General features: G+C 60.5%; 12 protein-coding genes. 8 read left to right on the top strand and 4 right to left on the bottom strand.

Annotated elements, in window-relative coordinates; all coding sequences use genetic code 11:
- Positions 1-43 precede the first annotated feature (43 nt).
- The 3 genes from trmB to SINAC_RS11180 form a co-directional block, all read right to left on the bottom strand.
- Positions 44-655, bottom strand: coding sequence for a tRNA (guanosine(46)-N7)-methyltransferase TrmB (trmB, locus tag SINAC_RS11190; RefSeq protein ID WP_020467644.1), 612 nt, complete (start codon positions 653-655; stop codon positions 44-46).
- A gap of 151 nt (positions 656-806) precedes the next feature.
- Positions 807-1,499 carry a tetratricopeptide repeat protein gene (locus tag SINAC_RS11185; RefSeq protein ID WP_161625866.1) on the bottom strand — a complete coding sequence of 231 codons (693 nt, stop codon included), beginning with the start codon at positions 1,497-1,499 and terminating at the stop codon, positions 807-809.
- A gap of 205 nt (positions 1,500-1,704) precedes the next feature.
- The gene (locus SINAC_RS11180; protein ID WP_015245745.1) at positions 1,705-2,226 is read right to left on the bottom strand and encodes a 3-hydroxyacyl-ACP dehydratase FabZ family protein; all 522 of its coding nucleotides are present in this window, start codon (positions 2,224-2,226) and stop codon (positions 1,705-1,707) included.
- Between the two features lie 212 nt (positions 2,227-2,438).
- On the opposite strand from SINAC_RS11180, the gene SINAC_RS11175 reads away from it, so the two are divergent.
- From SINAC_RS11175 to SINAC_RS11155, 5 genes are all read left to right on the top strand, one after another.
- Positions 2,439-3,287: a sugar phosphate isomerase/epimerase family protein gene (locus tag SINAC_RS11175; protein ID WP_015245744.1), complete on the top strand. Its 849-nt coding sequence runs from the start codon at positions 2,439-2,441 to the stop codon at positions 3,285-3,287.
- Positions 3,288-3,526: 239 nt separating this feature from the next.
- Entirely contained in the window at positions 3,527-5,392 is a 1,866-nt protein-coding gene (locus tag SINAC_RS11170; RefSeq protein ID WP_015245743.1) for a thiamine pyrophosphate-binding protein, read from the top strand.
- A gap of 386 nt (positions 5,393-5,778) precedes the next feature.
- Complete coding sequence (locus SINAC_RS11165) at positions 5,779-6,546, top strand: ABC transporter permease (RefSeq protein WP_161625865.1); 768 nt, start codon at positions 5,779-5,781, stop codon at positions 6,544-6,546.
- Positions 6,500-7,336, top strand: coding sequence for an ABC transporter ATP-binding protein (locus SINAC_RS11160; protein WP_015245741.1), 837 nt, complete (start codon positions 6,500-6,502; stop codon positions 7,334-7,336). Before SINAC_RS11165 ends, SINAC_RS11160 begins: the two co-directional genes overlap by 47 nt.
- A 91-nt stretch (positions 7,337-7,427) precedes the next feature.
- Positions 7,428-9,347 carry an esterase/lipase family protein gene (locus SINAC_RS11155; protein ID WP_015245740.1) on the top strand — a complete coding sequence of 640 codons (1,920 nt, stop codon included), beginning with the start codon at positions 7,428-7,430 and terminating at the stop codon, positions 9,345-9,347.
- 69 nt (positions 9,348-9,416) lie between these two features.
- On the opposite strand, the gene SINAC_RS39795 is transcribed toward SINAC_RS11155, so the two are convergent.
- Positions 9,417-9,812: a hypothetical protein gene (locus SINAC_RS39795; RefSeq protein WP_020467639.1), complete on the bottom strand. Its 396-nt coding sequence runs from the start codon at positions 9,810-9,812 to the stop codon at positions 9,417-9,419.
- Between SINAC_RS39795 and SINAC_RS39790 the strand changes: the two genes are divergently transcribed.
- The 3 genes from SINAC_RS39790 (at position 9,708) to SINAC_RS11135 (ending at position 13,090) form a co-directional block, all read left to right on the top strand.
- Positions 9,708-10,541 (top strand): FkbM family methyltransferase, encoded by an 834-nt coding sequence (locus SINAC_RS39790; protein ID WP_390553814.1) that lies wholly within the window; start codon positions 9,708-9,710, stop codon positions 10,539-10,541. The two genes, SINAC_RS39795 and SINAC_RS39790, sit on opposite strands and share 105 nt — an antisense overlap.
- A 212-nt stretch (positions 10,542-10,753) precedes the next feature.
- Positions 10,754-11,623, top strand: a complete 870-nt coding sequence (locus tag SINAC_RS11140) for a sulfotransferase domain-containing protein (protein WP_015245738.1) — start codon at positions 10,754-10,756, stop codon at positions 11,621-11,623.
- A 102-nt stretch (positions 11,624-11,725) separates the two neighbouring features.
- Positions 11,726-13,090 carry an MmgE/PrpD family protein gene (locus tag SINAC_RS11135; protein WP_015245737.1) on the top strand — a complete coding sequence of 455 codons (1,365 nt, stop codon included), beginning with the start codon at positions 11,726-11,728 and terminating at the stop codon, positions 13,088-13,090.
- Positions 13,091-13,141 lie beyond the last annotated feature (51 nt).

The following is a 13,141-nucleotide window of genomic DNA, read 5'->3' as shown; positions in this document are numbered from 1 at the left end:
GACTCGCTCGGCCACGCAGAGCCGAGCGAGTCGCTTGCTTTCCTCATCGAAGCCGGTAGAGCTTGCGATAGATCGGCCGACCTTCGATCCTGTATTTTCGCTCGAAATTCGTCAGATAGTCCAGGTCATGCTCGGGCGTCTTCGGCTCGCTGATCGGGATATCCTCGAAGAGCGTGTGCTCCGCCATCAGCTCGCAGATCACGCCGAAGTATTCCTCGACATCCGTGACGACCGACAGCTCTCCCTTGGGGACGAGGCCTCGTTCGATGCTGACCACGAGGCCCTCATTGAAGACCCGGCGCTTCCTGTGCCGCTTCTTCCACCACGGATCGGGAAAATAGACGTGGACGACCCGCAAGCTTTGCGGGGGGACGTAGCGGGATAGAAAAAGCAAAGCGTCTCCCGGAAGCACCTTGACGTTCGTCAAATGGTGCTTGGCGATGCGCTCCGCAGCCTGTCCCGCATATTTTCGAGCGATCTCGATCCCGAGGTAGTTGCAACCCGGATCGCTCGCCGCAGCGTTGGCGAGAAACAGACCTTTACCAGAGCCGACCTCAAGCTCGACCGGATGATCGTTGCCAAAGAGAGCTTGCCAATCCACGGGCGTCGAGCAGGTGGCCAGGTCGAGCGTGTACGGAATCGCGTCGACCGACATCCGGTATCGCGGACGCTCCCTCGGGACTCGATTGGGAACAACTTCGTTTGTATCCAATTCTTCAGACGATTCCGACACCGTGGCAACCTCATTGGGAACGTAATTTGGTTTTCAATCCTACGTTGCGATGCGTGGCATTGACTGAGTTCGCTTAGTCTGAGTTCGCGTCCAGAGGTGAATCAGTCGGCGTATCGGACATCAGCAACAAACGCTGACGACAAACCTCGAGCGAGCCTTCCAGAGCACGGCGACGTGGATTTCCCGGAGGGATCGATTCCTTGATGAGCCGTTCCGCTCTCTCCAACTTTTCGTGAGCCGCCGCAACCTGGCCCAGATCGACCAAGACATGGCAGGTGGTCCAGACCGGAGAGGGATCGCTTGGGTCAATCTGGGTCGCCCGTTCCAGGGGCTCAAGCGCTTCCTGCGTGCGCCCGAGCTTCCAGAGAGCAAAGCCTTGTTTTGCGAGATAGCGGCCGACTCGACCACCCAGTTGCTCGGCTTCGAGGAACTGGATGTAGGCCTTCCGCCAATCCTCCTGCAAGAGGTAGCAGTCTCCCAACGCTTCGCAACGTCGAGGGGATCGCCCTCGCGTATCGATCTGTCGCTGAAGGTCGGAGATCGCCGCGTCGAACTGCCCCAAGCGAGCCAGGCTCATCGCCCGGGCGATCGGGTGACGTCGTGGCCGTACCAAGAGGAGCAAGAAGAGGACGAGCAGGAGTCCGGCGATCCCCATCAGAAAGACGAAGAAGGCCCAGAACGCCACGTGAGCGCCAGCTCCGTTGCCAACCCGGTCGAACGCAGGCTTGCCCAGGTAGACACCTGCCCCCAGCAGTAGGCCGGTCACCCACCACACGATTCTTGGAATTGGTCGTGGCACAATCCTGCGAGAGCCCCGGTTGGCTCCCCCTCGCTGGGCAATGACAATCACCGAAAAGAGACTGACCCCAGCCGAGAATCCACCGATCATCGCGGCCAGGGATCGTAAAGCGAGGTCGTTGCTCGCGCGACCGGGTGAGACCCCCAATGTGCCCCAGCTTTGGGAACGATTCTTATTCCTTGGTGGGCTTTGCTTCGGCAGGCTTCACTTCGCGGCCAGCCAGGGGAACCCCGATGATCCGTCCGTGATAGACCATGTTCGAGCCGACGAATCCCTGGGTCTCGAAGATTGTCTGGCGTCGGTTGACCTTCTTGGATTGCGAGACCAAGACCAGGCGGTCACCCGGTCGTACCTGCCCTCGGAACCGGACGTCTTCCATCCCCCCGAACCCGAGGAACCCACCTTCCATCAGGTTGATAAAGTGGCAGTAGAAGCTCGACAACTGGGCCGCCGCCTCGCAAATCAGGACGCCGGGCATCAAAGCGTAATCCGGCATGTGGCCGCGAATCCAGAATTCGTCGTACCCGACGTCTTTGTAGCCGATGATCAGGTGTCGTTCCGGGTCGCACGAGATGATCGCAGTTAACTGCTCCATCTCGAACCGTTGCGGGTTGCCCAGACGAATTCCTTCCCGATCGATGAGCACACGGGAGGTATCAATCGTCGCGGGATCAACCAGGGCAACGGGCGGCATTCCAGAACGTCCTTTCCCAAGGCAGGCGATAATAGGCGCGGGCTGGTCGCCGCAACGGGAGGGACCAGTAACAATCTCAGATCCTGTCAGCGGTGCTCGTTTTGCCCCACACGGTGGATCCAGTCCGGCGCGAAGATTCCCGCTATCATGACCGGAGGCTGGGCCGACGACAAGAGGATTCATTCTCAAGTTGACGCAAAGGTCGCATAGTCATGACGATAGAAGCATCGTACCGGCGCTCACTCGGGACCATGGTGGCCTACGGATTCGACGTGGTTGACTTCGCCAGCGAGCTGGACCTCGCCCGCCACCTCGGTGCTGAAGTCCTGGAAATCTTCCCCGAGTGGCGAAGCGAACCCGACCCTTCTTCACTCCGTCTGCGGGTTTCCGATGCCGGTCTGGCCATCCACAGCGCCCACGGCTGTTGGGGGGGACAGGCGATCCAGGCGGCTCGCGTTGACCTTGGATTTCTCGATCTCCCACGTCATCGAGAGTCGGTTGAGGATCTCCAACGGTGCGTAGACTGGCTGAATGAGGCCGGAGGGACCTGTCTGGTTGTCCATCCAGGGGGCCTGTCCGACCCTGAGGAGACTCCAAGACGACGGGCGGCGCTCGCGCGCGGTCTCGGGCAACTTGCCGTGCATGCACGGGGCACCGGCGTTGTCATCTGCGTGGAAAATATGCCCCCGGGGGTTCATCCCGGGAGCCGAATGGCCGACCTGGCCGGCTTGGTGGCTGAACTCAACCAACCGGAGCTTGCGGTGACCCTCGATACGGGGCATGCGCACATCTCGGCCGACCTGGGGTCGGAAACCAGGGCCGCAGGCTGTTGGCTGCGGACAACCCATGTCCATGACAACAATGGGAGCCAAGATACCCATGAGCCACCCGGGCACGGCACCATCGATTGGGATGCCTGGGGACAGACGCTGGACGAGATCGGGTACCGAGGTCCGATCATGCTCGAATGTATCCGCCAGCTTCGGAAGCAACCTTCGACGATCAGTCCTCCCTTCCTGGAAACCCTCCAGCGTCTCACTCGAGGAGAACCATGGCCCTGAGGTGAAAGAGCCTCTGAAAACGCCACGCGAGCTCCGCAGAAGCTGGGGGGTTGTTGCCGGCAATGCCACATGCTCCGTCGAAGCCAGTTGAACTGCTCCCCAGAGGGGATCCCGTGGCGAAGAGAGTCTCGCCGGGCTGCCGATTAGGAACTCGAGGGCCGACGGCTCAGGACTGAGCGGGTACTGCCCCATTCACGGATGAGGTCGAGTTTCTGACGGGCAAAAGGAGGAGCAACGTCGTGGCACTCAACCTGAGCCGACGCGAAGCCCTGGGCGTCCTCGGCGCAATCGGGGCCGCGACGGCTTCGTCCGCGCCCACCCCGGCTGCGGCCGGACTCGTCGAGGTAGGCCGTTACGTCAAACGCCAAGGCGTCCACGGCCGAATGACCGGCGCCCAAGCTGCGGCAGCCGCCCTCCAATGCGAGGGAGTCCAGTGCGTCTTCGGGATTCCAGGGGCTCAGAGCAACGAGTTCTGGGATGCTCTGAAAGCGCGGCGGGTCCCCTACCTCCTAGTGACGAACGAATCGTCGGCCAGTGTCATGGCCGATGCAGCTGCCCGGGTCACGGGCCAGCCGGGGGTCTTCAACGTCGTCCCCGGGCCCGGCCTGACCAACGCGATGACCGGCATCGGCGAGGCGCTCCTCGACAGCGTCCCGATCGTGGGCATCATCACCGACGTGATCCAAGGGCCGGACGCTCCGCTCGGCCAAGTCCACTCGCTCCCCAACTCCGCGCTGCTCCGCCCGCTGGTGAAAGCCTTGATCGAGGTTCGCCACCAGGCCGAGATCCCAGGGGCGATCTACCAAGCGTTCGAAATCGCACGCTCGGGTGAACCGGGGCCGGTGGGAATCATGGTCTCCTTTCCCTTCTTCAACGAAGTGTGGGACTACGACCAGCCGCCACCGCCGCCACGCCCGCTTCCCTTTGACGAAAATGCGTATCGTCAGGTTCTCGGCCAACTCTCGAACCGATCCCGCCGTATCGGGATCTACGCGGGTCTGGGTTGCATGGATGCCAGCCCGGCGCTGATCGCCGTGGCCGAGATGTTGCAAGCGCCTGTGGCCACCTCGGTCAGTGGCAAGGGCTGTATTCCCGACAACCATCCGCTGGCCGTCGGTTGGGGATACGGCAAGCAAGGGACGCGCACCGCCGAGAAGACGTTCAAAGACGTCGATCTCGTGCTGGCCGTCGGCGTTCGCTATAGCGAGGTCTCGACGGCGAATTATGCGATTCCTCCCCACAACGTGATTCATGTCGACGCCAACCCGAACAACCTCGGAAAGAACGTTCCGACTTGCGTGAAACTCTGCGCAGATTCCCAACTCTTCTTCGATCGGTTGCTGGCCGACGCTTCGTTGGTTCAGCGTCCCCCCTCACCTCCGCTCTGGAAGAAGATCAAGGATGTCCGCCAGGTTGACCACCGCGAGAACGCATTCCCCAAGATCACTTGCGGCGTCGACCCGATGTATTTTCTGACGCAGCTCCGCTGCGCACTTGGCCCTGACGAACTGATCTTCGTTGACGTGACGGCATCCACCCACTGGGCTTCCGAGGCGATCTCCGTCCAAGGTCCGCGCCGCTACTTCACACCGACCAACAACCAAAGCATGGGCTGGGCAATTCCGGCCGCGATTGGGGCGCAACGAGTCCGGCCCGATCGACAGGTGGTCTCCGTCACCGGTGATGGCTGCTTCCTGATGTCGGCCATGGAACTGTCGACAGCTGCCCGCGCCTGCTTGCCGGTCAAGTTCTTCGTGCTTGACGATGGTGCTTACCACTACATGCAAATGCTCCAGGAACCGGTGTATCGCCGAACGACGGCCACCGAGATCGCTCGCCTCGATTACGGAGCCTTTGCCCGCGGAGTCGGCCTCGGCTACAACGAAATAGCCCAGAACCCCGATGTAGGGCCAGGCATCGGCCGCGCCCTGGCGACCCCCGGCCCTCTTCTCACCCGCGTCCTCATCAGCTATGAAGGTCGCGAGGTCCGGTGGCTCAACGCCCTCAAATCCACCTACGTCAGTCGCCTTCCCACGGACGCCAAGGTCAGGATGGCATCGCGGATCGGAGTGCGGTCACTGAGTCGACGTCCTGATGACGATTGAACCGGTTGTGTTGGACATTCCGGTAAAAGAGCGAAGTATAGCCAGTGTCTGACCGATAATCGAAACAGTCTCCAGGATCAATAATCGATTCCTGCCGACCTGAATTGAGGGTAAACCCGACGGAAAGCCCCTTGGTAATCTAGGAGGCTTGGGAATTTAATCCTTCTTAACAGGCCGGTTGGACTTCCTCGAAAGAGGTGGGGACCGTAAGATGCCCCGCCGATGCAGGCTCGACTGAGTGTGGCTGGATGCTGCCTGGTCGAAGTCTGCGGCGTCCATCGGATGAAGTGATAAACATGGATGTTAGCACAAATCCCTCGGTCCCTCATGTGGAGTTCTTCCCTCCTCCACACAAGCCGCGAGGACCGAGTCGTTGGATCGGCTGGGTGACTGATGATCACCGGCAGCTTGTCCGGTTCTGGCCGGTCGTCCAAAATATGGTCGTCCAGGATCTGCGCGTCCGTTACCAGCGTTCGATGCTGGGGTTCTTCTGGACGCTGCTGCATCCGATTCTGATGATGACGACTTTGACGATCGTCTTTTCGCAACTCCTCGTGATCAAGCGCGAGGACTATGCGATCTACCTTTTCGCCGGGATGGTTCCTTGGAACTTTTTCAGCGGAACGGTCAACGACTCGGCGTTCTCAATCATCCATAATGAGGCGCTGATTCGGAAGATCTTCTTGCCCAAGTTGATCTTCCCATTAACACGTTTATTGATCAACTTGACGACGTTCGTGCTCTCGATGGTGGCCCTGTTTATCCTGATGAAGCCGCTGGGCGTGCGATTCACCCCGCAGCTCTTGCTACTTCCAGTTGCCATCGCACTGCTGTCGGGATTCACGCTTGGTCTGGGCCTGATCGTGGCCACAACCAACACGTTCTTTCGCGATTGCGGGCACCTGGTGTCCGTGATCTTGCAGGCCTGGTATTTCATGACGCCGATCATCTATGAATCGACCAATTTGCCTCCCTGGCGACTTTGGGCGAACCCGGCGTACCCGTTTATCAAGCTTTTCCAGGTCATTCTCTCTGAAGGGAAGTGGCCCGACCCGTCTTTATTCTTGGCGGCTGCCGGCATTGCGACGGTCAGCCTGGGGATCGGTTATGTCGCATTCAAGTGTCATGAAGACAAGTTCGTCTTCCGACTCTAGTCGCGTTTTGCGGTGGGAACGCCATCTCCCCGCGACCGAGGCCCTGGTCGATCTCGAGGACGTCTCGCTCAATTTTGTGAGCTACTTCGACAAGACCTACTCGTTGAAGCGAGCGGCTCTCGACCTGCTTCTTCGCCGTGAAGCCCCCATGCCAACGTCCGAATTCTGGGCGTTGCGCGGGGTGAACCTTCGGATCGGCAAAGGGGAGCGGATCGGAATTGTGGGGTCCAACGGCGCCGGCAAGAGTACGCTCCTCCGGCTGATGGCGCGAATCTATCCGCCCACCTCCGGAAATCTCCGGATTCGCGGAACGGTTGCGCCCCTCATCGAAATGGGAGCGGGATTCAACCCCGAACTTTCGGGGACGGACAACATCATGCTCAACGGCGCGATGCTCGGCATCAAGCGCCGCGAGATGCTCGAAAAGGTCGACGGGATCTTCGCGTTCACCGGCCTCCGCGAGTTCGCCGACCTGCCGTTGAAATACTATTCCAGCGGCATGTTCATGCGGCTTGCGTTTGCGATCGCGACCGAGATTGATCCCGATATTCTCCTCATCGACGAATCCTTGGGCGCGGGTGATGCCGCGTTCGTCAAGAAGGCGAAAGAACGGATCATGGGTCTGCTCGACCGATCCAACGTGGTCATAATCGTGTCACACGATATGAATGCGTTACGCGAGATGTGTACACGAGGCATCTGGATGCGTCGCGGACAGGTTGCCGGAGACGGGCCGATTGATGAAGTAATCAAGCGATACATGCAAGAAGAAGGTCCGAGCCCGTCTTGACCGATTCTTCGCCCGGCTTATCATGCGATCGCCGGCCCCATTGGGCCGGCGCGCTGGCTGGATCCCCTTGGGTCGATGGAGTGACCCGCCCATGTCTCTTGCCTGCTTAGCGATCGTCGCATCCTCCCTCGTGGGATGGCCTGACATCACCGTGCAGCCAAGTCGAGGCGATCGTGCGCACTCGGCCTCTTATCGCAACCTGGCCAGCCTCGACCGGCCGACTGATCGGACGCTCGATACGATCAAACGCTACGACCTGTCGCGCCAGTATCGCTTCGGGACCGATCGAGTGCTCTCCAGCCTCGTCAAGCTCGCCCGTGAGCGTCCCGAGCCTGAGCTGGTCTACGCTCTTGCCGAGCTTTGCTGGGTTGAGGGGCGTCGACTCGACAAATGGCGAAAAACGAATGCCATTGACTACTATGTCGATGCAGTTGCCTATGCCCACGATTTTCTGACCGACCCCGAACTGGTCCGCCCGGATGGTCAGCGTGGGTCCGATCCGCGTTACAGAACCGCCATGGATCTGTACAACGCGGGGCTCGAGCGCCTTCTCCGCGCTGCGCAAGCCACGGGGCCGATCACCCCCGAAGGGTCGATCAAGCTCAAGATTCGCGGCCAAGAGCAAGTGTTTCGGGTCTCGCTGGCAGATTCCGCCTGGGCGGTTGACGACGTGGATAAGCTCATTCTCGCTTCGGATTACGAGGTGAGCGGTCTGATCTCGAAAACGTACCACTACGGCCTTGGCGTTCCCTTGATTGGCGTCCGCTTGGCCGACGGTCCCGCGCAGGAGGAAACCCGGTTTTATCCGCCGGAAATGACCTTCCCGCTGACCGCCTACCTCAAGCCCACATCGCGCCTTCGCGACACGGAAGGCGACCTCAATGCGACCCGCGAGTGCACGCTCGAACTGATCGATCCGGTCAGGACCAGGACGGTCTGTCCGCCGCTCCTGATTCCGGTCGAGTCGGACTTCAGCACCCCCCTGGCCTACATGTGGTCGCGAACCGACCTGAATCGTTATCGGTGGACCGGATTGCTCCGCCCGGATCAGGCCATTGGTCGCGCGAACTTGATGCTCCTGCGGCCCTACGAGCCCGGCAAGATTCCCGTCGTGATGGTCCATGGCCTGATCTCCAGCCCGCTGGCCTGGATCCCCATGATCAATGAGCTGCTCAACGACCCGAATGTCCAGCAGCGCTACCAGTTCATGCTCTACATGTACCCGACGGGCGTGCCCATTCCGATCGCCTCGGCAATGCTTCGCGAGTCGTTGCGGGAAGCACAACGGAAGTACAACCCCAACGGAGCCGACCCGGCCTTCGATCAGATGGTCCTGCTCGGACACAGCATGGGCGGACTGCTCAGCCATGTGATGACTCTCGACAGTGAAGACAAGCTCTGGCAACTGAATACCGACCGGCCATTCAAGGAAATCGACGGCCCAAAGGCCGTCCTCGACGAGCTTCAGGGCTACTTCTTCTTCAAGCCGCTCCCGTTTGTCAAACGTGTCGTTTTCTTGGCGACCCCGCACCGAGGCTCGGATCTGAGCCGGAGTCTCGTCGGCCGAGTCAGCTCAGGGTTGATTGCCTACTCCGACCACATCAATGAACTCTTGTTGAAGCTGGTCAAAGAGAATCCCGACGCGTTCGACAAGCGCCGATTCCGCCGGCTGCCGACAAGTATCGAGACCCTGGAATCGATCTCACCCAACACACCATCGATCCTCAAGGCGATCCTGATGATGAAGCCGCAGCCGGATGTGGTCTTTCATTCGATCATCGGATCCTTGAAACCGGCTGGTGTTGATATGACAACCGACAGCGTCGTCAACTATGGAAGTGCCCACCTCGACGGCGTCGAGTCGGAGCTCATGGTCCGATCCGATCACGGCGTCCAGAAAGATCCCGAAGCGATTCAAGAAGTCCGCCGCATCCTTCTGAAGCACGCAGCCGCCCTGGGCGGCGCCACGCCTCCGTCGACCGTGTTGGCGGTGCCGACTGGTTCGCGGTAGGTCGGTCTGTCCCCTTGGAGAGGTTCCATGCTCGGCCTGAACTCTTTGGCATCTGCGATCCGGGGAAGTTTATGGCTCGTCCGTCGGGGGGGCCTGCGTCAGCGGCTCGATGAGTTGGATCGGCGATCCGCCTCGCTGGAACATCTCGTGGACCATCGTTTGATGGATCTGGGCAGCCGTCTTGACCTGATCCTTCGAGAAATGAGTTCCCTCGCCGGACGACTCGAACAGATCGAGCAGCAATCCACCACGGCCCACAACCTTGACCATGTGAGATGGAGGGAGCTTGGTCAAAGGCTCGAAGCCTTCTCCGGTGACGTGGCAGGGACGGCCTTTCGCACGGAGCAACGCCTCTCGGACATCGGTGACACGGCCCAAGGCGCGCACGATCGTGCCTACGACGCCCTCCGTAAAGTCGATCAAATCGACGATCTCCTCCGGTCGCGCAGTCGCGTGTTCGGCCACGAGATGTTCCTCGATCCGACCGACTCGATCGTCTCGCCGATGCTGCTTCGAGATGGCTACTTCGAGCCCTACGAGACTACGCTGATCGAGTCTCAGGTCAAACCGGGGGACGTCGTCCTCGACATCGGCGCAAACATCGGCTACTACACCTTGATCTTTGCCCGGCTGGTTGGAGACAAGGGACGCGTCTATGCGTTTGAGCCCGACCCGACCAACTTCAGGCTCCTGAAGAAAAATGTCCGCGCGAATGGCTACCAAAACGTCATTTTCGTCAACAAGGCCGTTGCCGAAACGTCCGGTCCGCTCTCCCTCTATCTTTGCCCCGACAACAAGGGGGACCACCGGATTTTTGCTTCCGAAGACGACCGGGACGCCATCCCCATTCAGGCAACCACGCTTGATGAACATTTTGCCGACTACCAAGGCAAAATCGACTTCATCAAGATGGACATCCAGGGATCCGAAGGCCGTGCCGTCCGCGGAATGCAAAAGGTCCTTCGTCGACATCACGACGTCAAGATCATCACCGAGTTCTGGCCGGCCGGTCTGCGACGGAGCGGCATCGAGGCGAAAGAGTACCTCGCCGATCTCGAGCGCCAAGGTTTCGGGCTCTTTCGCATTGATGAAGACGAAGAGACAACCGAGTCGACCACAACGCAGGAGCTTCTCTCGCTCTATCCCGACACGCGCGAAGACTTCGGTAATCTTTACTGCGCGCGAAGCGCCTGAACCGGCTCGGATCGATTCAGCAAGGTTTCATAGAATGGCATAGGCTTCTTTCCTCCAGCAGTGGCGGGAGAACGGGAATGCCCTTTTCTCCCTCGAACGGATGACGATCGTGGTCTGATCGAAAGACGGCGCATTTTTTGCAAGTTGCCCCGTGGCGAGACGTCCCGGCCAGGCGTCGAGGACTCGCCGCGTTGAGGGGGAACGGTCCAGCCATGTTCTTTCAACCGATCATTCAGCGGTTTTCCGGGGCGCGCCATGCGAATCCTCCAGGTGAAGCGCGGATCGCCATCGTCAGTACGCCACGGTCGGGCAACACCTGGCTCTGTAACATGCTGGATCATGCCTATGAGTGCGCGACCCGTGAGCACGGCGAGTTAGCCCTTTACAACCCGCTCGACGCACCGTGGCTCAACCTTCCCGACCGATGCATCGTCATGACTCACTGGCAACGGGCCGAACCGCTGCCGACGCTCTGGAAAGAGCATCGGTTCTTCACCATTACGCTCGCCAGGCACCCACTCGACGTGCTCATTTCGATCCTGCGCTATGCACCCTGTGAGGGCTCCCTCGGCTGGCTTGCCGGCCAGGAGGGGGATGAACGGCCGATCTTCGGCGTCTCGCCTGAGAGTGAAGAATTCATTCGGTATGCCACCAGCCGCCGTGCCAAAGCCCTCCTCGCTGTGAGTACCCAGTGGTGGAAAGCGCAAGGGGTCCATCGGATCCGCTATGAGGATCTGGTTCGCAACCCGAAGCGGCAGCTTTTGCAAATATCAAAATCGCTGGGAACTTCGCCATCGATCGGTTTCGACGAGGCGGTCACCGCGTGTGCGATGCAGCGAATTCGCAACCCGATCACCGCGCGACAGATCTGGCCCGGCAAGCCTGGCCTCTGGAGGACGCTTCTCACGTCCCATGTCGCCCTCCGGATCGCCGCGGCCCATAAGGACGTCTTCTCGGCGCTCGGTTACGTGTGCAACCCTGATCGAACGCTCGACTCGCGCAAGGCCTCTCACAACTGGTCACGAATCATCATGGCCAAGGCGGGAGGACTCGCTTATGGATCATCGCAATCGGTAGCCTGATCGCCCGTGCGCATCTAAGGTCGCTCGACCCGGCTGCTGGGAACCGCTACACTGCAATGGGTTGACGTAATCCCGATTCCCATCCTTCGGATGCCGACGCTGATGATCGAGAACTTGGCCGACCGACTCGTGAAGTTTGCCCTTGAAACCCGATTCGATGACCTACCCGAGGTCGTCATTGTCGAAGCCAAGCGACGGCTGCTCGACGCATTCGGTTGTGCCGCCGGTGCTCTCGAAGATGAGGCCCCGTTGGTGGCTCGCCGCGCGGCCGCAAAGGTCGGCGGTGATCGCGGTTCCGCGCTCTTCGGCGGTGGGCGGGCTTCGGCCGATTGGGCGGCGTTCTCGAACGGGGTCCACATTCGTTATCTCGACTGCAACGACACTTATCTCTCACTCGAGCCGGCCCATCCCAGCGACAACTGGGCAGCGGTCATGGCGGCCGGAGAAGAGGTCGGAGCAGATGGCCGCGCCTGGATTACCGCTGCGGCAATTGCCTACGAGGTGCAGTGCCGCCTCTGCGATGCCGCCAGCATTCGGGCCCGGGGCTGGGATCATACGACCTACGGCTCGCTCTCCACGTCCTTGGCCGCGGCGAAACTCTTCAGCCTCTCGCACGCCCAGGCGGTCCACGCCCTCGGGATCGCGGGAACGACCGGGACCGCGCTTCGCTTGACCCGCGCCGGTGAGTTGTCGATGTGGAAGGGATGCGCCTTCGCCCACGCCGCGCGCAACGGTGTTTTTGCGGCGATGCTTGCCAGGGAAGGGATGACCGGCCCTGCCCCCTTGTTCGAAGGTGATATGGGATTCTGTCAGCAGGTCTCCGGTCCGCTCGAACTGCCCAAGCTGGGCGGCCCCTCGGCGGACGACTGGATGCTCCCCAAGACTTCGATCAAGTTCGTCCCCGCCGAGTACCATAGCCAGTCCGCCATCGCGGCCGCGTTTGAACTCCGCCCGCAGATCTCCGACCTGACCAAAATTCGCTCGATCGAGATCGCGACCTTCCGCACGGCGGTCGAGATCATTGGTCAGGACCCCGAGAAATGGCGGCCGAAAACCCGAGAGACCGCGGATCACAGCCTCCCTTACTGCACGGTGGTCGCGCTTCTCGATGGCGAAGTCTCAGCCAGGCAGTTCCTCCCCGAGCGGCTTTCCAACCCTGCCCTGCTCGATCTCGTCTCGCGCACCACGGTCATCGAAGATCCTAAGCTGACGGCCGGATATCCCTCGGGAATTCCCAACCGAGTACGCGTCAGCCTTGAAGATGGCACGATCCTTGAGTCGGAAGTGGCGTTCCCGCCCGGGCACGACAAGAACCCGCTCACAGATGCGCAGCTCGCCGTGAAATTCCACGGCCTGGTCGACCCCGCGCTTGGCTCTTCGCGTGCCCAAGCAATCTGGGATCGGCTCTCGCGACTCGAGTCTGACCCCCAACCTCACGAGTCGATTTCCCTCCTCAATCCCGGTTGAACTCTGCCGAATCACTCCAGAAATCCGAAGATCAAGACATCACGACTATTG

It is taken from the genome of Singulisphaera acidiphila DSM 18658, from assembly GCF_000242455.2.
GTDB lineage: Bacteria > Planctomycetota > Planctomycetia > Isosphaerales > Isosphaeraceae > Singulisphaera > Singulisphaera acidiphila.
This window is presented reverse-complemented; position numbering and strand designations above follow the sequence as displayed.